We start from the raw sequence: 22,689 nt of genomic DNA, 5'->3' as shown, positions 1-22,689 counted from the left end.
TTGAAAAGAAGAATCTTGTGAGGGTTCTTCTTTTTGTATATTAGAAAAGTAAATAATGTTAGGGGGAAAAGGTAGTATGATGGATGTTCATTTTTATGATTGGGCTAAAAAACGTCCTAAAAAACGTCCTAAAAAACGTCCTAAAAAACATTATAATCGATTACATGAAATGAGAATTTTTGAATTGCTTTTTTCAAAGAAGTTAAGTAGTTTCAATCTTGGATTAGGAACTGTAGAAAATATTGATATATATTGTCTAGCCAATTCTAATAAAGATACTTCTTATGAATTACGTGGGGATTTGTGGAAGATTTGTATATACCTACCTTATGATTATATGCAATTTTTAAATATGAAATCAGTTGAGGAGAAATATAAGCATTTTTGTGATTTGGTTCACCTCTATGTCGTACCAGCTATTGAAAAATATTCAAAACTATCAATAGAAATGATTAAAGCGCATGTGAATGAGGCGCTTCAAGAAATAGAGAAAGAGAATTATGAGATTGTATTTTTGGTGGATAAAACGCCGAAGAAGAGCCCAAGCCGAAAGAAAACGGCTATATTAAAAGGAATTCATCGTTCGGAAGGATTTCAGCTAATGTGTGAAGTGTATAACGATAAAGGGCTAAGAGTGGTAAATAAATTACTCGTAGAAGAAGTAGGGAATGAAGTAGTCTACTCTAGATTTTTAGGTAAACTAAAATGGGAAAACGAGCACTTAATAGTAGTGAAATCTAAGACAAGTAGTTGGATGGAAGAAGTACATGTCGAATAAACTAATTAACGAAATATGTGAATACAAAATACCATACGAATTAAAAATTTGTAAAATACAATAAAAAATGAGAATTCCAGGTAGGCTTGTCAATAACGTGAGACTATGGCACTATAAAGAAATGCTGTACAAATTTTATTTATCGAGATGTAAACATCAATTTTGATTTTTACGTATAAATAATGAACGGAGGAAATGAATTTATGGCTACTTTACCAAATTGTCCAAAATGTAATTCAGAATATACGTATGAGGATGGCGTTCTTTTCGTATGTCCAGAATGTGCTCATGAGTGGGGCCAAGAAGCAGAAACTGAAAATAATGATGGTGCAAAAGTTGTAAAAGATGCGAACGGAAACGTTCTTCAAGACGGCGATGCTGTTACTGTCATTAAAGATTTAAAAGTAAAAGGAACTTCTTCAGTTGTGAAGATCGGTACGAAAGTAAAGAGTATCCGTCTAGTTGATGGTGATCACGATATTGATTGCAAAATCGACGGTTTCGGAGCTATGAAGTTAAAATCACAATTCGTTAAGAAGGCGTAAGTAACAAGAGGAGGCGACTAGCCTCCTCTTGTTTATTGTCATTTTTTGTCGGTAAGTCGATATTCCTTGTCGAATCGTCGATATATTTCAAAAATCGTTGATATATTTTGAGTTATGATAGATATATTCGAAAAATCGTCGATATAATTTCACTCACCGAGAAAGGTGCATCATTTACCGAGCAAAAAGCCAGATTACCGTCCGCCATAGTCAATCTCCTTCAACTGACACCGCTTATTAAAGAAAGTTTTATATCCAAGCTGCAAGAAGATAATAACAGCAAAAGCGGTACTTCCTGAAATACCGAGTATAATGGCAATTTGATATTGAATGGCTGTAAATGGTGATACACCAGATAAGATTTGACCGGTCATCATGCCCGGTAAGCTTATAATTCCCATTCCGACCATAGAATTGATTGTTGGTAAAATAGCAGAGTCAAAAGCGTCGCGTATGAGCGGAGCAGCGGCTTCTTTCGGTGTGGCACCGAGCATAAGTGCCCCCTCGAGTTGACCTCTTTGCGATTTCATATTGTTTAAGAACGTATTTGCACCGAGAGAAACACCTGTCATCGCGTTCCCAACTAACATTCCGGTAATCGGAACGATATATTGCGGTGCATACCACGGATCGTGTCCGATAATAACAAAGATAAATAGTAGAAGTGGCCCAATTGATCCGGCGACCATGGAAAGAGCGGCTACTCGTTTTAATTCTTTAGACATTGGGATATTAACTCGTTTATAAATATTAAAAATTGCAAAGGTAGTAATAGAAGTAATGAGAGCAATTGTATAAAATGGATTACTGTTTTCAAATACGTATGTAAGGACATAGGCAACGAGTACGAGCTGAATCGTCATACGGAACGTTGCGAGTGCGATTTGTTTTTCGCGAGGTATCCCTTTTAATTTCACGAGCCCGATTAAAATAAGAATAAAAATATATGCAGCGGCAAGTTGCCAAATTTGGAGTTCAATCACGCCCTTCAACTGAGAGCACTTCCTTTCTAGTTGCACCGTTTGCTTTACTAATCTCAATAATATCGTCTGCAATTTCTTCTGGAAGTTGTTGCGAGTGTGTGATAACGATAACTGTTTTGTTCTTTTCTCTTGCTAGCGTAGTGAATTGTTTCATAACGCGTCGTTCTGTATCGCTATCTAGCGCCGAAGTTGGTTCATCTAATAAATAAACAGGTGGATCCATAAGTACGATACGTGCAAAAGCAAGTCGTTGTTTTTCCCCGCCTGATAATGAATTAGCGTTGTCTTCTAAATTTTTTTCTAAGCTAACAGTCGTTAATGCACTTCGCAAGGCGGCATCATTTGGAAATGTTTTTTCAGAAAGACGAAGTCCCATTAATAGATTGTCTTTAATGGTTCCATCGAAAATAGGTGGCGTTTGCCCAAGCATGACTACGTCACGTCGTAATTGAATAGGGGGATAGTCAGAAATCAATTTTCCGTTATATTCAATTGTTCCAGATGTTGGAGATTGTAGATCATTTAACATACGGAGCAATGTGCTTTTTCCGCTCCCACTCTCACCGATTATACATGTGATTTTTTCTTTTTGAATCTGTAAATAAGGAATGTGCAGTATATCTTTATATGTAACGTCTTTTAATATAAACATAGATGGCTCCTTTCTGATTCTAGTTCTATCGTATCAAAAAAGAGAAGGTAACGGTTATAAAGAGCAACGTTTTTTCTTCGTCTTGATTTCTATTAATAAGTTAAGTAAACGATCTAATTCTTGGCTGAAAGAAATTACTTTATGATGAGTGAATCCATATTGTTCAACGAGATGAATCAACTCTTTCTTCTTCGCTTCTATTCGATCGTTTAGTTTCGTTATGTTCATAAGTGAAATGGAATGCCTCCTGTAAAAGTATTTACAACACAAAAAATAAGACCGAATGAATTCGGCCTTAAAGGAAATAAAACAACTTATAAATAGCATACACTGTTTATTGGTAGTTTTTAATATGAAAATGAAAAATAAATCATGATTCATATTGAGAAAGATGTGTCTGATAATTATATTTTAACGAATAAGAGAGGCTGCCTACTTAGGAGACAGCCTGTAAAGTATTAACCGTTATGATATTTGTACATCCAGAGGATACCGGATTTTAGTAACCTTGGTACACGTCCCATTAATGGTTGGTTTGCTAGCAAACCAAAGCCATGCTTCTTACCAAGAGAGCCGAGAACACCTTTTAATTTAATGACAGGTAGTTCGTCAGGAAGTGGTTCATTATTCCAACGTTTTAATAATATTTGGACAATTTGTTCTCCTTGCCCTTCAGCAAGTTGTGCAGATGGTGCGTGTGGAAGTGCTGCACAATCTCCTACAACATATACATGCTCGTTATTTGGAATATTGTGATATTTTGTTAAAACAACCCGTCCGCTACCATCTTGTTCAACTGGAAGGTTTCGAACAACTTCATTTGCTTGAATACCAGCTGTCCAGACGATTGCATCACATTCAAGTGGTTCATCGTGGTTGTACACAATATTTGGCTCTACTTTTGTAATGTTAGAGTTTCGTATGATAGTAACTTTATGTTTTACGAACCATTCTTCTACATATCTACTTAATTTCTCTGGATATGGGAATAGAATTCTATCTTTTCGATCAAATAAGTAGATTTTTAAATCAGAACGACTCTCGCGAAGTTCACTTGCAACTTCAACGCCACTTAATCCAGCGCCAACGACAGCTACTGTTGCATTTGGTTCTAGACTATTTAATTGTTCATATGTCTTACGTGTTTGTTCAATCGATTGTAGGCTATGTGTATATTCCTTCGCCCCAGGAACGTTATGGTATTTATCCTCACAGCCAAGTCCAATAATTAAATCATCATATTGGATCGCTTCGCCGCCATCGAGATGAACAGCTTTTTCTTCGAGATCAATATTTGTTACTGTGCCGTATTGAATATTGAGGCGTGGGTGTTCAGGAAACGGTATACGAATATGCGTTTCTGAAATAGTACCCGCAACTAATGCATAATATTCAGTTTTGAAGCAATGATATGGTACTTTGTCGATTAATGTCACTTGTACATCATCTGGAAGTTGGTTGCTTGGAAGTAGCCGCTGCAGAATTCTCATTCCACCGTAGCCGCCACCTAATATTACGAGGTGTTTCATGATGGATTACCCCTTTTCTGTTGAAATATCCCCTAATCATAAAATTTTATATTAATAAAATATTTTGACTTTACTCAATCAAATTATATCGAATTTGTGAACAAATAACAATGCATGAATGAATACTCTGTTGTACAATAAGAAGAAAAGTAGAGTAAACTGTTTTTCTTATTTAGTTACCATTTCATCGCAAGTAGCATGTTATATAGAAGGAATCATCTATTTTGAAGTGAAATAATGAAGTAACTAAATAGTTTAGAAGGTGTAATGAAAACAACAAGAAACAGCTTAGTTTTTTTCTTATAGATGAAGTCAGAAAGTAATTTGTTTTGTAGTACAGGGGGGAGAATTTTGATTAAACCATTAATTGAATTTTGTGTAGGTAACCTTGCAAGTGGTTCACAAGCAGCTTTAGAGAAATTAGAAAAAGATCCGAATTTAGATGTAATGGAGTATGGTTGTTTAGGATATTGTGGCATTTGTTTTGAAGGACCGTTTGCACTTGTAAATGGTGAAGTAGTACAAGGTGCTACAGTAGAAGAACTTGTTAATAATGTATATGAGTATTTGGATGAAAATCCAATGTTTTAAGGTGTTGCAATCGGCAGCACCTTTTTCTTTTTCTATGAGATAAAATCTTCTTTCGCAGGGAGATAATATTGTATATAAATAAAAAAAGGCCCTTTTAGAAGGGCTTTTTCTTACACAATTTGCGCAAGATTGGCTCATCGCCAAATGTTGTCAAATATGAGAAACGGGGGACATTCATATTGTGTTCTAAAAGCGTGCATTTTATACTTGAAATAACAAATTATTTTTGGAGTGAATACAAATGAGCCAATTTTCTTTTACAAAAATGCATGGTCTTGGCAATAGTTATATATATGTAAATATGTTTGAAGAACAAATTCCTGAAGAAGATTTAGCTCTTGTGGCGGAAAAGGTTTCAAATATTAATACTGGTATTGGAGCAGATGGAATGATTTTAATTTGTCCATCTGACGTAGCGCCGGTGAAAATGCGCATGTTTAATAATGATGGATCAGAAGGAAAGAGCTGTGGTAACGGTTTACGCTGCGTAGCGAAATATGCGTATGAGCATAAACTAGTAGAAGATACAGTTTTCACAATTGAAACGTTAGCTGGCATTGTAACGGCGGAAGTAACGGTAGAAGAAGGGAAAGTTACATTAGCGAAAATCGATATGGGAGCACCTCGTTTAACACGTGCAGAAATACCGATGCTTGGTGAAGGTGAAACACCATTTATTCGTGAAAACTTCTTATACAATAATCATCGTTATGCATTTACAGCTGTTTCAATGGGAAATCCGCATGCAGTTATTTTTGTTGATGATGTAGACCAAGCACCTCTTACAACGCTTGGTCCAGTCCTTGAGACACATGAAATGTTCCCGGAACGAGTAAATGTTGAATTCATCGAAATCTTAAATGAGGAAGAGATGAACTTCCGAGTTTGGGAACGTGGATCTGGTGTAACACAAGCTTGCGGAACAGGGGCGTGTGCTGCAGTTGTAGCCTCTATTTTAAATGGAAAAATGGAACGTGGTAAGGAAATTACAGTTCATTTAGCTGGCGGCGATTTAATGATTGCATGGACAGAAGAAGGCAACGTGTTAATGAAAGGACCAGCGGAAGTAATTTGCCGCGGAGTGTATGAGTACAAGATAGAAGCGTAAAGATGTATAATAGAATGAGAACAGAAAGGATGGTGTATTTCATGATTGAAGTTACAGAACAAGCAGCTTTTCAAATTAAAGATATGTTAAAAGATGCTGAGGATGGAGAGAAGTACGTGCGCCTTGCTGTACATGGCGGCGGATGTAGTGGTCTTTCTTACGGCTTAGGATTTGAAGTAGAACCAAACGAAGACGACACAGTTCTTGAGTTTTTCGGTGTCGAATTTGTTATCGATAAAGAAAGTGCTCCCATTGTTAAAGGAGTAAAAATTGATTATAAACAATCTATGCTTGGCGGCGGATTCACAATCGACAATCCAAACGCAATCGCATCATGCGGATGTGGATCATCTTTCCGTACAGCGACGAATGCTGGTAAGCCAGAAGAGTGCTAAGTTTTTAGGTGAAATAGAAAAAGACCTTTTTAGCGATGGAATGCAATCGTTAAGGAGGTCTTTTCTTTTGGCGTAAAAGTCCAAAATGAAACTTATGTAAAAAACTTTTGCTCAAAAGTTAGAAAACAATATATAGTCACTTCATCATTTAGAAATTTCTTTTCACATATTGAAAACGAAACTGCTAAAGTAGCTTTAGGTTGTTCAATTCATTCATTGCTAGTTATTTGAGCTTCTTTTAAAGTTCTCTTTTTTCGAGTTATAATTGAGGGGCAGAAAGAGAGGATATATGCTGGAAAATATTTTTGAATTTATATTGAAGTACATTATAGGTCCTATTTTTAGATTTATAAGATACATTGTGATAGATATTATAATAGAATGCATAATAGAAGGTGTAATAAACGGTATAAGGAAATTACGTGATAAAGCCCATGATAAGTGGCGAAACTGGCGTGAAAGACGTTATTGGCGGTAATCGGTACATAAAAAATTGGTAGTAAAGAGATAGTGGAGAAAAAGCCTTAAGGGAGATGAATGATAAAATTCATCTCCCTTAAGGCTTTTTCTTTTGACATTATGTATACGAACGTATACACTTGTGATTAATAAAATAAACGTATACATTTGTATACAAAGGGGGATTTGAAATGAGAAAAGATAAGTTCATGAAAGAAGGACACCACCGTGGTGAGCGTCATAAAGGGAGAGATGGATCGCATCATCGCGGGCCGAAAACATTTCGACGCGGGAGAGCAATTGCTTTTTTAGAAATGATGAATTTGAAACGAACGACAATTAAACAACAGTTAAGTGAGCCAGAATTCCAGTCTATTCAGCAAATTTTAATTGGGGAATTAAAGGCAATTGATATGGTTATTAATGAATTTACACAACTATTTGAAATACATGAGAGTGAAACAGAAGAAGCGCCTATGTTAGATGAGCAGGCAGATTTAGAGAAAGGGACTGCATCTGATGAAACAAATTAATCGTTATATTGATTCCGTATTTTGTGGTCAAGATACACTTTTGGATGAAGTGATTGCTTCCATAAAAGAAAACGAAATGCCGCCCATATCGGTATCGCCTTCTTCTGGTAAACTTTTGACGATGTTAGTTTCTATTTCTGGAGCGAAAGATATTTTAGAAATAGGTGCATTAGGTGGGTATAGCGGAATTTGTCTTGCGAAAGGTTTTGGAGAAGAGGGGACGTTAACTTCACTGGAACTAGAAGAAAAATATGCAAAGGTAGCGCACCGCAATCTACATAAAGCGGGATTTGGAAAACAAGTGTCGTATATGACTGGTGCTACCTTACAAAGTCTTGAAATATTAGCTGCAGGTAATAAACAATTTGATTTCTTCTTTATCGATGCTGATAAGGAGAATTATGAAAATTACTTGACGTACTGCATTAAGCTTGCTAAGCCAGGGGCTTTAATTGTTACAGATAATGTTCTAGCTGGTGGTAGTGTAGCTGATGAAGGTGCGAAACAAAAACGTTATACAGAAGTTATGAAGAAGTTTAATGAAGTAGTAGCAGCTCATCCGAATTTAGAATCTGTACTTATTCCAATTGGTGACGGGATGACGGTTTCTAAAGTGAAGAAATAATTAATATCTTACAAAAGTGTAATGTTCATGTCATGTTTTTGAATTTCTTCTTTAAGCTCTGGGCTTTAAGATAACAATATAAGAAAAACACATGAGGTGAAGGAAATGAAAAGATATATTGCACTTTTTAGTATTTTAGTTGTATTCGCGAGTCTTTTAGTTGGCTGTGATTTAAATCGTATGGGTAAAGATGAGTACTACGTTCAAATTACAGTAGATGGAAAAGAGTATAATGGTAAATCTGATAATGGTGAACCATATAAAGATTACCAATATAAATTAACTGGATTTGATAAAGAAGGTAAAGAAAAAGAATTAGAATTTATGGCACAAAAAAACCTTCGTAAAGAAGCATTCTTACGCGTATACCACTCAGATAAAAAAGGTGTAACAGCTTGGGAAGAAGTGAAGAAAGACGAGCTTCCAGCGAAAGTGAAAGAAAAATTAAATGTGAAATAAGACAGAAAAAAGGAATTGACGAACAGGGTCAATTCCTTTTTATCCCGCTTTAATGGGCAGTAAGACCCCCACCTCAAAATTCAGCAAAAGCAAAGAAGTTAGGTGGGATCAACTGCCCATAAAAGTCCGATTGGTTCAACTAATAATCATTGGGGGATGAAGAAAACCCCCACTGATTAAAGTTTCACTTTATATTCTCAAAATCCTCTTCTGAAATGACTTTCAATCCATGTCTTTTGAATAAAGCAGTTGTTACCCCGTAACCAGTTTGTTTATTTCCGTTAAATTCTCCCGTATAAATTGTAGAACTACCACAAGAGGGACTGCGTTCTTTTAAAATAATATATTCTGGGCGCAAATCTTTCATTTGTTCTAATGCTTTATAAGCACCATTTACGAAAGCTTCCGTGACATCTTCCCCATCTTTTGTCATCACTTTTGCTTTTCCATCCAAAACGTCATCGCCATTCCCGCCAATAATTTCAGCTGAGGGACGAGGCGTTGGCAATCCTCCTAATACTTCAGGGCAAATGAGTAGTGTCTCTTCTTGTTGCAGCAAATCCTCTATTTTTGAAACGAGATTGTCATTTCCATCATACCGACAAGCAATACCACCTAAACGAGCGCTAATTACGATCATATTTTCATCTCCACTAAAAAAATATTAAATAGCACGCCAAATTCCCTTCCTGCCTCTTACTTATAAATGAGGTGATAAAAATGGGAAGCTTATATAACTTAATGAAACCATATAGTGAATTTCGAAGTAAAGAAGAGTTTAATACATATCAAAAACAAGTTTTGAAACATTATCAATTTCAATTAAATAAAACGGATGCTATCATTATTTATTTTTTAGGAAAGTATGCAGTGAATGAGAAACAGAAAACAGTGGGAGTTGCTTGTCCGTTAATGGAGACAATTGCTACAAATGTTGGAAAAAGTATTCGTACAGTACGTCGCTCCATTGCAAAGTTAGAGGAATTAGGAATTATAAAGCGTGTTGCAACAAAAGAAAGACATAGGCGAGGCGGATATAGTGCGAACTTATATGTTTTTCTTACATCTGCAATTGACCGCATGGATGACCGTATGAAAATGTCCGCATGTGAAAGTGAGAATGATGCAGCTGGCTGTAGTAAAAATGAGCAAAAAAATGAGGGGGAAACAATTCTTTTTAAAAACTTTCCACAAATAAAAGAGAATAGAAAAGGAACGTACGAGCTTGATGAGACGTATTGCCGTCATGATATACCGAAGCCTTTTATATATGCACTTCTACCGATGACGAGTAATCCGAAGAAGATCAATATATTTTGGAGTAAGGTGGAACTTGCATATAAAAAGAGTGGGTTACTAGAGCAAGGTGTTTTACTGGAGCAAATATTAGCTGATGAAGAAGTGTATGGAAATTTCATTTGGCGCGTGAAAAGTGTTGTGAGAGCGTATAAATACGGAGAAATCCGTAAAAATGTGAAGGCTCTTTTATATAGTACAGTGCGGGATTTATTTTTAGAAGTTGGATTAGAATGGGGAGCAGCACTGAGAAGAAGTAAGGGGATACCGTTATTTGATCCGTTTAAAAAGGAGCCATGCGTATAACGCATGACTCCAAGTAGTTAATCAAACTTTCTTACAACTGGAACACGAATCGCTACAAATAGTACGAAGACGATAACGGCGATTGCACCACTTTTCATAACGGTTACGATTGGAATTCCAATTGCAAGCGCGATGGATGTGAATGCATAAGAAAGCGGGATAAAGCCCATTGATGATAGCATAAGCAAACTCATTACGCGTCCCATCATTTCTTCTTTTACTGTCGATTGAATCATCGCCATAAGTGGAACGATAGCCATTGCGATTGTAATACCATAAAACATGCCAGCTAATAATGCTTGCCATAGTACAGTGCTAAAGTTGATGGATAAGAAGAATACACCAGACAGTAGCATCATGATAATGCAAAATAGACCGCGTCTACGATTAATATTTTTTAAACCGACAATGACAGCACCTATCGCCATACCGCCACCTACAGATGCTTCTAAGTAACTAAACTGAAGCGAGTCACCATGCAGAACATTTTTAACGAAAAGCGGGAAACCGACTTGCATCGGACCGATTAAAAATAAGTTTAGAAAGGCGCTACAAATAAGGAAAGTTGAAAGGAATGGCGAGTCCTTTACATATAAAATTCCTTCTTTAATAGAAGTGAACATGCCTTTGTCTGTATTTTGCTGCTCTGGCATCGTAAATTGTATTTTTTGAACGAGTATGGCTGCGATAATGAGTAATAAAATTGTAATTGAGAAAATCGTTTCATAGTTCGTAAATTTGATAAGAATGCCGCCAAGTACAGGGCCTAAGATGACCGATGCTTGGTTTGTCATTTGTGTAAGTGAGTTTGCTTGTGTTAAACGGCTTTTTTCTACAAGTTCAGGCAAGATAGATCCATCAGCTGACCAGAAAAAAGCATCAGCAAGCCCGAAGAATAGAGCGAATAAAGCAAATGTATATAGTGTTACATCACCTACGATAAACCATGTAAGGATGGTTGCGACAAGAATAGCACGAACAATATTAGAATAAAACATAATGTTTTTTTTCGGGAATTTATCAGCTACAGCGCCGCCGATAATCATAAAAATAAGCCTTGGAACACTAAGAGCTACGAAAACAACACCGAGTGATGCCTCAAGGTTTAATGTTTTTGCTATGTACCACGTTTGTGAAAAAGTAAAAAAGGCTAAAGCGAAACTTGAAAAAAGAGTAGCTGCCCAAAGAAAAAGGAAATTCGTATTTTTTAATAACGGTTTTCCGCTTCCTTCTAAAGCAGATTTATTTTGTTGTAGTTCCTCCATATTGCTTCCTTTCTATGCGACAAATTTAAACTAAAAAACTTGTTAACAATCACTTTATCCCGCGTTAACGGGCAGTAAAACTCCCACCTCAAAATTTGGCTCGAGCAAAGAAGTTAGGTGGGAGACTAACTGCCCGTAAACGTCCGATTGGTTCAACTAATACTCAGTGGTGGGGGATGAATCCCCCCTACCACTGAGTATAGTTTCACTTTATACAGTTTCTAATATTTCTATACTGCACTTTCTCATTGTAGACAATTATGCTGGATTTGCACAGTGGCTATTTAACGACAAAAGAGAAGATACCAAATGGTATCTTCTCTTTTGTCGTTTAGGCTAATGCAATATAAATATCCAATTGTGCGTTGTTTGGATCTGTTGCTTTTTCATCGTATAGCTCGAAGTCTATTGTGAAAGCACGTTTGTTTTCTTTTGACCATTTCCAAATATATTCCCAAGCTTCGCAAACGACTTCAGCAACTGGTCCTTTTCTCGTTGTAAATACCGCATACGTAGCGGCAGGTATTGTTAAAGTTGTCATATTTTCAGGAACGTCTTCTAATGAAGAAACGGGCATACCAATTGTGAATTGATATGTACCAGTTTCATCTGATTCGTAGTTTGAGTAAAAAGCGAATGTTTCTTTCGTTTGTTGATTTGGGATGTGATGCATGATTTGTTCTTGGAAGTAGCGATTCCAAAGACCAGGAATTTTTCCTTCAGTAGATGTCTCTTTTTCGTTGGTCGTCGTAATCGAAATGCCTATTGCTTGGAAAGCTTCTTTTTTTACTATAATTGGTTCGTTTATCATAAAAAATTCCTCCAAAACGAGAACGTTTGTTCCTATGTTAAAAATATAACATATTTTTACATGTAACGGTTACTGTTTTTCGAAAATTTTAATGATAAATAACAAACTGAAATAAGTAAAAAATGGTAAATTTCCTATTGCTTGTATAAATAGATTAGGGAGTATGTTAAGATTTTTATGTATCCTTAAACTGTTATATAAACCTATATCATAGGGGATTTTTACTATAAGTAAAAAGTGGTAGAGGTTTATATGAGTATCCGATATATATACTATTTTTGATAAATTAAAATAGTAATATTCTATGAGATTTATATTGTGAAATAAAGATTTCAACGATAGATTTTCATAGGACGGATTGTTGCGAGTGGATATATATTGTTATGTTTTCGTCTATAAGTAGACGGATAGCAAATATATAGAAAGGAGAAAGGTAAAAAATATGAAGAAATCGTTGAAGTGTTTTAATGTCGTAACAATAATCGCACTTCTCCTATCCATCACCTTGCCTTCACCTAGTGCTTTTGCAGAGATACATAAGAAGAGCTGGGATGAGTTACAAGGAAATGATGTGAGAATTAAGGCAGAGCAAGTAAATGCTGAAATATATAGGGGAGAAGTAGCTGAGAGGGAGCACGTATTTCAATATACGATTGAAAATACGGGAGATACACCAATTCAAGAATTGGTACTTAAACAAAATCATGAAAATGAAATTACGTTCCTCTCGCAATCTATGAAAGTAAACGGAGAGAAGTTACCTGAAAATAAAGTAGCGGATTTCTATGTAGAGGAAAAAGATAAGGGAGGAAAGCTTCTTTCTTCTAATCTTAAAATTCGAGATTTAAAATCACACGAAAAAATGACTGTGTTAATAAAAGCTAGTCGCACGCAGCATTTTAATAAAGAATACAAACAAAAGATTAGTGTACAAAAAGATCAAGTACAAATAGGGAGCATGTCCTTTGATGTGGAAGGGATTCCTTCTGAAGACAAGGTAGAAGCTACTGCTGATGATGAGGCTGACAGTAGTAAGAAATCAGTAGTCCCATCTGTTAATAATACAACTAAAAAAGTTGATGAAAAGCTAAAAGTATCTGTAGAAGATACAAATAAACCTACATCCAACACAGAATTGGTAAAGCAACCAGTAACTGAAGCTGAGAAACAGCCAGAAAAAGAGGTAGCAAAGCAGAGTGATGCAGAAGAAGTACAAGCTGCGTCAGAGAATGCTTCAAAGGTTCAAATTCAGGTAGGAGATAAGCAAGGGTTTGGAGATCCACTGTATTCTGTAATTACTGCTGGTAATTTAGTACAGACTGGTAATGTGACACTTGGGTTAACAGATAATCATTATACTAGGCAAAGTGTGGGCGGAAAAATAAATAAACAAGCTGTAGATGTTGATAATGATGATACTACATTTAATTCATCAACAGGTGCTTTTCCTAACATCCCTGCTGGAAGTAAAGTGAAAAAGGCGTATTTATTTTGGACAGCAGCTATGGGGACTCCAGGTGATGCAAGGCCAGATTATAGAGTTAGCGATGAAGATGTAAGACAGCCCGTTAAAATGAAAATGGGAAATAAGCAATACGCTGAAATAAGTGCCGATAGTATACGAAAAGCAGACTATTTACCGTATATTGCAAATCACTACAGCAGTGGTGCAGGATATGTTGCATATGCTGATGTGACGAATGTAATTGCAAAACAAGGCATTTCTCAAACGGTGACAGTTGCGAATGTACCACAAATTAAATATGAAAAGGGTAGTGGCTACTACTGGGGCAACTGGAATCTTATATTAGTCTATGAAAACTATAAAGAAACCGTAAAAGATATGAAAGTTTGGGAAGGTTTAGTTTCTCAAAAAAGTACAGCTTGGGCAGATATTAATGTTAATAAAATAAACACACCGAAAGAAGGGGCTTTTAAGGCGAAATTTAGTTATTTCTCGTCACAAGGAGATCCTGCTGATAATGATGGATATGCCTATGATTATGGAGAATATGACTTTGGATTAGGATATCAAAAGTTAAAAAATATTAACGGTAAAGATAATGATGTTAATGACTCGTCTATGACAGAAGTACAAGTGGATGGTACTAACGAGTTTGTTACAAAAAAATATCCGGGATATAACCCAGATTGGACAAATTCATTTAGTACTGATATTCATACGTATCATCTTGAAGGTCCAAAACAAGTGAAAAATGATCTAAAAGAAGGAAAGCTGCGTTTTAGAGCATACGGTGGTGGCGGTGATATTTACGTACTAAACAATACCACATTCGTCACAGAGCATAATGCACCAAACTTACAAGTTGATAAAAAGGCGTTAGATAGCGCCGGAAAAGAAATTAAGGAAGTTAAAGCTGGCGAAGAGATTACGTACCAAATTGAAGTGAAAAATGATACGAAGAACAATCAAGCGCCGGTATCTAATGTAAAAGGTTTTGATAAATTAGATGATCACTTAGAGTACGTCCCGGGGTCCATTCAATATGTTACTGGTAGTAATAAAGGGCAAAAAACTGATGATGCGAATGATGATGAAGCAGAGTTTGTAAATAATCAAATTGATTTTCGTATTGGTGAAGGGGCAGATGCTAAAGACGGTGGTGTTTTACAGCCTGGTGAAAGTGCCGTTCTTACATTTAAGGTGAAAGTGAAAGAATCTATAAAATCAGATACAACAGTAAAAAACGTCGTTGCTGTAAAGGGACAAGATAGTGCCGAGATAAAGTATGAGAGTGAAGACGATGCAAATGTTACGGTTACGATTCCAAAAGAGGTTCCTGGAGAAATAGAAGCGAGAAAAATAGCTTATAATAAATCACCGAAGTTAGGTGATGAGGTAGAGTATCGTATTACATTTAAAAATAAAGTTAAAGATGGACGTCTAGATGTATTGACGATTGAAGACGAATTACCGAGTAGTCTTGAGTTTGTGAAAGACAGTTTGAAAGCTGAAGGTGTACAGCCAGAGCCAGTAGAACTGAAATTTGAAAACGGAAAAATTATTGCAAAGTATCCAGCAATTACGGATATGGAAGAAAGAAGTATTGTTTTTAAAACAAAAGTAAAAGAAACTGCAAAAATTGGTGAAGAAATTGTTAATAAAGCAATTGTTAGTGATAAAACAAATCCACCAAAGAATATAGAAGAAAAGATTACACCGCAGCATAAGGCCGGCAAGATTGATGCAAAGAAAAAAGCAACAAATAAGAAGCCGAAGCTAGGAGAAGAATTTGATTATCAAATTAGCTTCAAAAATACGGTGGAAAATGGAAAACTAGAGGCCGTTACAATAGAAGATGAAATTCCAGCTAACTTGGAATTTGTTCCAGGCAGTGAGAGAGCTGAAGGTGCTGGACCAAGTCCAGTAGAGTTAAAAGTAGAAAATGGTAAAATAATCATAAAATACCCAGAGATTACGGATACAAAAGAGCGAAGCATCATTTTTAAAGTGAAAGTAAAAGAAGAAGCAAAAGCAGGAGAAACAATTGTTAATAAAGCAGTTGTGAGTGATCCGAATGGTCAGTCTGAGCATCCAGAAGAAAAGGTTACGCCAGATTATAAAGACGGTAAAGTAGATGTAGATAAAAGTGTAACGAATCAAACACCAAAACTAGGAGAAGAAGTGGAGTACCGCATTACATTTCATAATACGGTAGAAAACGGAAAACTAGAAAATGTACTGGTAGAAGATACATTACCTAAAGATGTTGAATACGTAAAAGATAGTTTGAAAGCTGAAGGCATCAAACCAGAGCCAGTAGAACTAAAAATGGAAGATGGTAAAGTAATTGCAAAGTATCCAGAAATTATGGATACAGAAAAAAGAAGTATTGTTTTTAAAGTGAAAGTAAAAGATTCGGCAAAAGTAGGGGGGGCAATTGTAAATAAAGCAATTGCAAAAGATCCGAAAAATGAGCCTGTTGAATCAAAAGTTGTTATTACACCGCAAAGTAAAAAAGGGGAAATTGCCGCTACAAAGGTAGTTAATAATAAGAAACCAAAGCTAGAAGAAGAAATTGAGTACCGCATTAGTTTTCATAATATGGTAGAGAACGGAAAACTAGAAGAGGTGCGAGTGGAAGATACAATTCCAAAAGGTCTTGAATATGTAGAAAATAGCATCAAGGCTGAAGGGGAAGCACCTGAACCAGTAGAATTAGCTGTTGAAAATGGAGTAGTTAAAGCTAAGTATATCGATATTACGGATACGAAAGAAAGAAGTATCGTCTTTAAAGTAAAGGTGAAAGAAGAGGCAGAAGTAGGTAAAGAAATTGTGAATAAAGCAATTGTTGATGATACGAAACATCAACCAATTGAGCCGGAAGAAAGAATTACTCCGCAATATAAAGATGGGATAATTAATGCGGCTAAGGTAGTAGATAATCCATCACCAAAACTAGGAGAAGAAGTGGAATACCGAATTAGCTTTAAGAATACGGTAGAAAACGGAAGGCTAGAAAAGGTAAAAATAGAGGATACAATTCCTAACGGTTTAGAGTATGTAAAAGATAGTGAAAAGGCAGAAGGCGATAAACCGACTCCAGTAAAGTTACATGTGAAAGATGGAAAAGTTATCGCTGAATACGAAAATATTACGGATACGAAAGAAAGAAGTATCGTCTTTAAAGTAAAGGTGAAAGAAGAAGCGGAAGTAGGTAAGGAGATCGTCAATAAGGCAATTGTTGATGATACGAAAGATTTGAAAGAGCCAGAAGCAAAAATTACGCCATTACATAAAGATGGAAAAATTAAAGCGAAGAAAAGCGTAAATAATGAAACGCCGAAGTTAGGAGAAGAAGTAGAATACCGAATTAGCTTTAAAAATACGGTAAAGAACGGAAAACTAGCAGAGGTTAAAATAGAAGATACGTTACCAGAAGGTTTAGAGTATGTAGAAAATAGTTTGAAAGCAGAAGGTGCTGGACCAAATCCAGTAGAGTTGAAAGTGGAAAATGGTAAGGTAATGGCAAAGTATCCAGCAATTACGGATACAGAAGAAAGAAGTATTACTTTTAAAGTAAAGGTAAAAGAAGAAGTAAAAGTCGGTGAGAAAATCGTCAATAAAGCAACTATTGATGATTCGCAAAACAAGCCAGTTAATCCGACAGCGGAAATTATTCCTCAGTATAAAGATGGAAAACTTGAAGCGAAAAAGACAGTAAATAATGTATCACCGAAGTTAGAAGAAGAAGTAGAATACCGAATTAGCTTTAAGAATACGGTAGAGAACGGAAAGCTAGCAGAGGTAAAAATAAAAGATGATTTACCAAATGGATTAGAGTATGTGAAAGGTAGTTTACAAGCGGAAGGTTCTAAGCCGGATCCGGTGGAATTGAAATTTGAAAACGGTAAGGTAATGGCGAAGTATCCAGAGATTACGGATACAAAAGAGAGAAGTATTACCTTTAAAGTGAAAGTAAAAGGTAACGTGAGCGATACAATTGTTAATGAAGCAATTGTGAGTGATACGAAACATCCACCAGAGACACCGAAAGCAGAAATTATTCCGCAGCATAAAGATGGAAAACTTGAAGCGAAAAAAGTAGTAAATAATCTATTACCTAAGTTAGGAGAAGAAGTAGAATATCGAATTAGCTTTAAAAATACGGTGGAAAACGGAAAACTAGCAGAGGTAAAAATAGAAGATACGTTACCAGAAGGTTTAGAGTATGTAGAAAACAGTTTGAAAGCAGAAGGTGCCGGAACAGATTCAGTAGAACTGAAATTTGAAAACGGTAAGATAATGGCGAAATATCCAGCAATTACGGATAGAGAAGAAAGAAGTATCATCTTTAAAGTGAAAGTAAAAGCTGAAGTGAAAATCGGTGAAAAAATCGTCAATAAAGCAATTATTGATGATACGAAAAATGAGCCAGAAACATCGACGGCAGAAATTACTCCGCAGCATAAAGATGGAAAAGTTGAAGCAAAAAAAGTAGTAAATAATCCATCACCGAAGTTAGGAGAAGAAGTAGAATACCGAATTAGCTTTAAAAACACGGTAGAAAACGGAAAACTAGCAGAGGTGAAAATAGAAGATAATTTACCGAATGGATTAGAGTATGTGAAAGACAGTGTGAAAGCAGAAGGAGCTAAGCCAGAGCCGGTAGAGTTGCAAGTGAAAGATGGAAAAGTAATTGCCAAATATCCAGAGATTACGGATAGAGAAGAAAGAAGTATCATCTTTAAAGCGAAAGTAAAAGAAGACTTCAAAGTTGGGGAAGGTATTGTTAATAAAGTAGTTGTTGATGATACGAAGAATCCAACGACCTCAGAGGTAACGATTACCCCAGAATATAAAGACGGTAAGCTGAAAGCTGAGAAATTTGTAAATAATAAGAAGCCGAAATTAGGAGAAGAAGTAGAATACCGAATTCGTTTTAAAAATACGGTAGAAAACGGAAAACTAGTAGAGGTTAAAGTAGAAGATGAAATTCCAGCTGGATTAGAGTATGTGGAGAACAGTTTGAAAGCAGAAGGTTCTAAACCGGATCCAGTAGAACTGAAAGTGGAAAACGGCAAGGTAATGGCAAAGTATCTAGAAATTACGGATACGAAAGAAAGAAGCATTGTCTTTAAAGCGAAAGTAAAAGAAGAGGCAGAAATAGGTAAGGAAATTGTCAATAAGGCAATCGTAGTAGATACAAAAAATGAGCCAGAAGAACCTTATGTGGAAATTACTCCGCAATATAAAGACGGTAAAGTTGTTGCTCAGAAGGTGGCGAATAATCATAAACCAAAACTAGGAGAAGAAGTAGAATACCGAATTCGTTTTAAAAACACAGTAGAAAACGGAAAACTAGTAGAGGTAAATATAAAGGATACGTTACCAAATGGTTTAGAGTATGTAGAAGGAAGCATCACGGCAGAAGGTTCTAAACCGAAACCAGAAGAGCTACAGGTGAAAAATAATAAGGTAATGGCAAAATATCCAGCAATTACAGATACAGAGGAAAGAAGTATTGTCTTTAAAGCGAAGGTAAAAGAAAGCGTAAAAGTGGGGGAAGAAATCGTAAATGAGGCGATTGTGGATGATACAAAGAATGTACCAGAAGAGCCTTATGTACCGATTACACCGCAATACAAAGATGGGAAAATTGAGGCAAGAAAAGAAGTAAGTAATCACGAACCGAAGCTAGGAGAGGAAATCGAATATCGAATTATTTTTAATAATACGGTGAAGGATGGAAAGCTAGCAGAGGTGAAGATAGAAGATGAAATTCCAGCTGGTTTAGAGTTTGTACAAGGCAGTGAAAAGGCGGAAGGTGACGAGCCGAAACCAGTAGAGTTGAAAGTAGAAAATGGCAAGGTAGTCGCAACATATTCAGAGATTATTGATACGAAAGAAAGAAGTATTGCTTTTAAAGTAAAGGTGAAAGATTCAGTTGCAATAGGTAAGGGGGTTACAAATAAAGCGATTATTCATGTGGATGATCCAAATCACCCTATAATTGAACCGACAGCTAAAATTACACCTCAATATAAAGAGGGTAAAGTTAAAGCTGATAAAAAGGTAAGTAAAAAAGATCCAAAGCTGGGGGAAGAAATTGAATACCGCATTTCATTTCATAATACGGTGAAAGATGGAAAACTGGCAGAGGTGAAGATAGAAGATGAAATTCCGTCTGGTTTAGAATACGTGAAGGATAGTCTAAAAGCAGAAGGAGATAAACCAGCTCCAGTAGAGTTGAAAGAAGAAGCGGGTAAGGTTACCGCGAAGTATGAAAATATTACTGACACGAAAGAAAGAAGTATTATCTTTAAAGTGAAGGTGAAAGATTCAGTTGAAGTGGACAAAGCAATTGTAAATAAAGCAATTGTTGATGATACAAAAAATCCACCAGAGCGACCAGAAGTAGATATTACACCGCAGCATAAAGACGGTAAAGTTAAAGCCGATAAAAAGGTAAGTAAAAAGGATCCAAAGCTAGGAGAAGAAGTAGAGTATCAAATTCGTTTTAAAAATACGGTAGAAAACGGAAAAATAGCAGAAGTGAAAATTGAGGATCAATTACCAACTGGTTTAGAGTATGTGAAGGATAGTTTAAAATCAGAAGGTAATGAACCAAATCCAGTAGAGTTAAAAGAAGAAGCTGGGAAAATTACAGCGAAGTATGAGAATATCACTGATACAGCTGAGCGTAGTATTATCTTTAAAGTGAAAGTAACGGAAGTAGCGAAAGTCGGTAAGAAAATCGTGAATACGGCAATTGTGGATGATGATAATCCGAAGAACCCTCCGCAAAAACCAGAAGCAATTATTACGCCGGAGTATAAGGATGGAAAACTAAAAGCTGATAAAACAGTAAATAATCCAGCTCCAAAATTAGGAGAAGAAGTAGAGTATCGAATTACTTTCCGTAACGTAGTAGAGCATGGAAAAGTAGCGAAGGTGAAGATTAAGGATGAATTACCAAATGGCTTAGAGTTTGTGGAAGGTAGTGAAAGAGCCGAGGGAGAGAATCCGAAACCGTTGCATGTGAAAGTGAAAAACGGAATCGTTCTTGCAGAATATCCAGAAATTACGGATATGAAAGAAAGAAGTATCGTCTTTAAAGTGAAAGTGAAAGAAAAAGCTAAAGTAGGCGAAGAGATTGTAAACAAGGCGATTGTGGAAGATACAATAAATCCACCAGAGCAACCGAATATCTCTATTCAGCCTCAATATAAAGATGGTGCATTACAAGCAGAAAAAACAGTAAGTAATCATGAACCGAAGTTAGGAGAAGAAGTAGAATATCGAATTAGCTTTGAAAATACGGTAGAAAACGGAAAACTAACTGAGGTGAAGGTAGAAGATGAAATTCCAGCCGGTTTAGAATACGTACAAGATAGTATAAAGTCTGATGGGCCGGAACCAAATCCAGTGGAACTTAAAGTAGAGAATGGAAAAGTAACAGCAAAGTATCCGGAAATTACAGATACGAAAAAAAGAAGCATCATCTTTAAAGTGCGAGTACAAGAAACGGTACAAGTAGGAAAAGAAATTATAAACAAGGCGATTGTAGATGATAACAATCCGAAGACTCCGCCAGTTGAGCCACTTATACCAATTACGCCGCAATATAAAGATGGGAAACTAGAAGCAAGGAAAGAAGTAAGTAATCATGAACCGAAACTAGGAGAAGAAATCGAATATCGAATTATTTTTAACGGCACAGTGGATGGCGGGAAGTTAGTTGATGTGAAAATTGAAGATGAGATTCCAGCCGGTTTAGAATATGTGCAAGATAGTTTGGAAGCTGTAGGTGACAAGCCTGCACCAACAGAGCTTAAAGTAGAGAATGGAAAAGTAATAGTGAAGTATTCAGATATTATGGATACGAAAGAAAGAAGTATCATCTTTAAAGTGAAGGTGAAAGAAACAGTAAAAGTTGGAGGGGAAATAACAAATAAAGCGATTATTCATGTGGATGATCCGAACCATCCAGTTACGGAACCGACAGCGACAATAAAGCCAGAATATAAAGATGGTAAGTTAAAAGCAACGAAGACGGTAAGTAACAAAGAACCGAAGCTAGGAGAAGAAGTAGAATATCGAATTACCTTTAAAAATAAGGTAGAAAACGGAAAAATAGCCGTGGTTAAGGTAGAAGATGAAATTCCAGCCGGTTTAGAATACGTGCAAGACAGCCTTAGATTTGAAGGTGCCGAGCCAAATCCAGTAGAGTTAAAAATGGAGTTTGGAAAAGTGACTGCTACGTATATAGACATTATGGATAGAAAAGAACGTAGTGTTATTTTTAAGGCGAAGGTAAAAGAAACGTTTAAAATTGGTGAGGATATCGTGAATACGGCGATTGTGGGAGATACAATAAACCAACCAGAAGAACCGATTGTTTCAATAACACCGCAGTATAAAGATGGTATGCTTGAAGCAAAAAAAGAAGTAAGTAATAAAGAACCGAAGCTAGGAGAAGAGGTCGAATACCGAATTAGCTTTAAAAATACGGTAGAAAACGGAAAGCTAGCAGAGGTGAAAATTGAGGATCAATTACCAACTGGCTTAGAGTATGTGAAAAATAGCGTAAAAGCCAAAGACGCAATAGAAGTAAAAGTAGAGAATGGAAAGCTAACTGCAAAGTACGAAAATATTATAGATACAAAAGAAAGAAACATTACTTTTAAAGTGAAAGTAAAAGAAAAAGCCGGTGAAGAAATTGTGAATAGAGCGATTGTTGATGATGGAATAAATCAACCGCTTGAACCAACAGTCTCAATTAAGCCGAAAGAGTCGGAAGTGAAACCGGAAAATCCAAAAGAGCCAGAAGTGAAACCGGAAGATCCAAAAGAACCAGAAGTGAAACCGGAAGATCCAAAAGAGCCAGAA

18 protein-coding genes are annotated in these 22,689 nt (G+C 36.1%); 11 read left to right on the top strand and 7 right to left on the bottom strand.

Annotated features, from left to right (window positions below; translation table 11 throughout):
* Positions 1-76 precede the first annotated feature (76 nt).
* Together PDQ68_RS26155 and phnA are read left to right on the top strand one after the other, a co-directional pair.
* Entirely contained in the window at positions 77-778 is a 702-nt protein-coding gene (locus PDQ68_RS26155) for a hypothetical protein (RefSeq protein ID WP_270787092.1), read from the top strand.
* A gap of 203 nt (positions 779-981) precedes the next feature.
* Complete coding sequence (gene phnA, locus PDQ68_RS26150) at positions 982-1,323, top strand: alkylphosphonate utilization operon protein PhnA (protein ID WP_048528370.1); 342 nt, start codon at positions 982-984, stop codon at positions 1,321-1,323.
* 194 nt (positions 1,324-1,517) lie between these two features.
* Here the strand turns inward: phnA and PDQ68_RS26145 are convergent, their stop codons facing one another.
* The 4 genes from PDQ68_RS26145 to PDQ68_RS26130 all read right to left on the bottom strand — a co-directional run bounded on the left by PDQ68_RS26145 (position 1,518) and on the right by PDQ68_RS26130 (position 4,487).
* The gene (locus PDQ68_RS26145; RefSeq protein WP_016718809.1) at positions 1,518-2,315 is read right to left on the bottom strand and encodes an ABC transporter permease; all 798 of its coding nucleotides are present in this window, start codon (positions 2,313-2,315) and stop codon (positions 1,518-1,520) included.
* Complete coding sequence (locus tag PDQ68_RS26140; RefSeq protein WP_016718808.1) at positions 2,299-2,958, bottom strand: ABC transporter ATP-binding protein; 660 nt, start codon at positions 2,956-2,958, stop codon at positions 2,299-2,301. Before PDQ68_RS26140 ends, PDQ68_RS26145 begins: the two co-directional genes overlap by 17 nt.
* Before the next feature lie 54 nt (positions 2,959-3,012).
* On the bottom strand, positions 3,013-3,186 hold the full coding sequence (locus PDQ68_RS26135; RefSeq protein ID WP_016718807.1) for an aspartyl-phosphate phosphatase Spo0E family protein: 174 nt from the start codon (positions 3,184-3,186) through the stop codon (positions 3,013-3,015).
* Between the two features lie 230 nt (positions 3,187-3,416).
* Positions 3,417-4,487, bottom strand: coding sequence for an NAD(P)/FAD-dependent oxidoreductase (locus PDQ68_RS26130; RefSeq protein WP_000682074.1), 1,071 nt, complete (start codon positions 4,485-4,487; stop codon positions 3,417-3,419).
* 351 nt (positions 4,488-4,838) lie between these two features.
* Between PDQ68_RS26130 and PDQ68_RS26125 the strand changes: the two genes are divergently transcribed.
* From PDQ68_RS26125 to PDQ68_RS26095, 7 genes are all read left to right on the top strand, one after another.
* On the top strand, positions 4,839-5,078 hold the full coding sequence (locus PDQ68_RS26125) for a YuzB family protein (protein ID WP_000595026.1): 240 nt from the start codon (positions 4,839-4,841) through the stop codon (positions 5,076-5,078).
* 241 nt (positions 5,079-5,319) lie between these two features.
* Positions 5,320-6,186, top strand: coding sequence for a diaminopimelate epimerase (gene dapF / locus PDQ68_RS26120; protein ID WP_000077382.1), 867 nt, complete (start codon positions 5,320-5,322; stop codon positions 6,184-6,186).
* A 41-nt stretch (positions 6,187-6,227) separates the two neighbouring features.
* On the top strand, positions 6,228-6,581 hold the full coding sequence (locus PDQ68_RS26115) for a HesB/IscA family protein (RefSeq protein ID WP_000573827.1): 354 nt from the start codon (positions 6,228-6,230) through the stop codon (positions 6,579-6,581).
* 289 nt (positions 6,582-6,870) lie between these two features.
* The gene (locus PDQ68_RS26110) at positions 6,871-7,059 is read left to right on the top strand and encodes a hypothetical protein (protein WP_061183232.1); all 189 of its coding nucleotides are present in this window, start codon (positions 6,871-6,873) and stop codon (positions 7,057-7,059) included.
* Positions 7,060-7,231: 172 nt separating this feature from the next.
* Positions 7,232-7,573, top strand: coding sequence for a hypothetical protein (locus PDQ68_RS26105; protein ID WP_061183233.1), 342 nt, complete (start codon positions 7,232-7,234; stop codon positions 7,571-7,573).
* Complete coding sequence (locus PDQ68_RS26100) at positions 7,560-8,198, top strand: O-methyltransferase (RefSeq protein WP_061183234.1); 639 nt, start codon at positions 7,560-7,562, stop codon at positions 8,196-8,198. Before PDQ68_RS26105 ends, PDQ68_RS26100 begins: the two co-directional genes overlap by 14 nt.
* 105 nt (positions 8,199-8,303) lie before the next feature.
* A complete protein-coding gene (locus PDQ68_RS26095) occupies positions 8,304-8,657 on the top strand; it encodes a YxeA family protein (protein WP_016718802.1) in 354 nt (117 codons plus the stop codon).
* Between the two features lie 184 nt (positions 8,658-8,841).
* Here PDQ68_RS26095 and PDQ68_RS26090 read toward each other — a convergent pair whose 3' ends face one another.
* Positions 8,842-9,297, bottom strand: a complete 456-nt coding sequence (locus PDQ68_RS26090; RefSeq protein WP_061183235.1) for a 2-thiouracil desulfurase family protein — start codon at positions 9,295-9,297, stop codon at positions 8,842-8,844.
* An 80-nt stretch (positions 9,298-9,377) separates the two neighbouring features.
* Between PDQ68_RS26090 and PDQ68_RS26085 the strand changes: the two genes are divergently transcribed.
* Positions 9,378-10,259, top strand: a complete 882-nt coding sequence (locus PDQ68_RS26085; RefSeq protein ID WP_061183236.1) for a helix-turn-helix domain-containing protein — start codon at positions 9,378-9,380, stop codon at positions 10,257-10,259.
* Between the two features lie 17 nt (positions 10,260-10,276).
* On the opposite strand, the gene PDQ68_RS26080 is transcribed toward PDQ68_RS26085, so the two are convergent.
* Positions 10,277-11,524, bottom strand: coding sequence for an MFS transporter (locus PDQ68_RS26080; RefSeq protein ID WP_016718799.1), 1,248 nt, complete (start codon positions 11,522-11,524; stop codon positions 10,277-10,279).
* Positions 11,525-11,855: 331 nt separating this feature from the next.
* Positions 11,856-12,335, bottom strand: coding sequence for a GyrI-like domain-containing protein (locus PDQ68_RS26075; RefSeq protein WP_061183237.1), 480 nt, complete (start codon positions 12,333-12,335; stop codon positions 11,856-11,858).
* Positions 12,336-12,777: 442 nt separating this feature from the next.
* Between PDQ68_RS26075 and PDQ68_RS26070 the strand changes: the two genes are divergently transcribed.
* The coding region (locus PDQ68_RS26070; RefSeq protein WP_270787078.1) for an isopeptide-forming domain-containing fimbrial protein at positions 12,778-22,689 on the top strand (9,912 nt) is incomplete at its 3' end.

The organism is Bacillus cereus group sp. Bc010 (genome assembly GCF_027716745.1).
GTDB lineage: Bacteria > Bacillota > Bacilli > Bacillales > Bacillaceae_G > Bacillus_A > Bacillus_A pacificus.
Note: the sequence above shows the minus strand (reverse complement) of the source record. Positions and strands in the feature narration are given on the sequence as shown.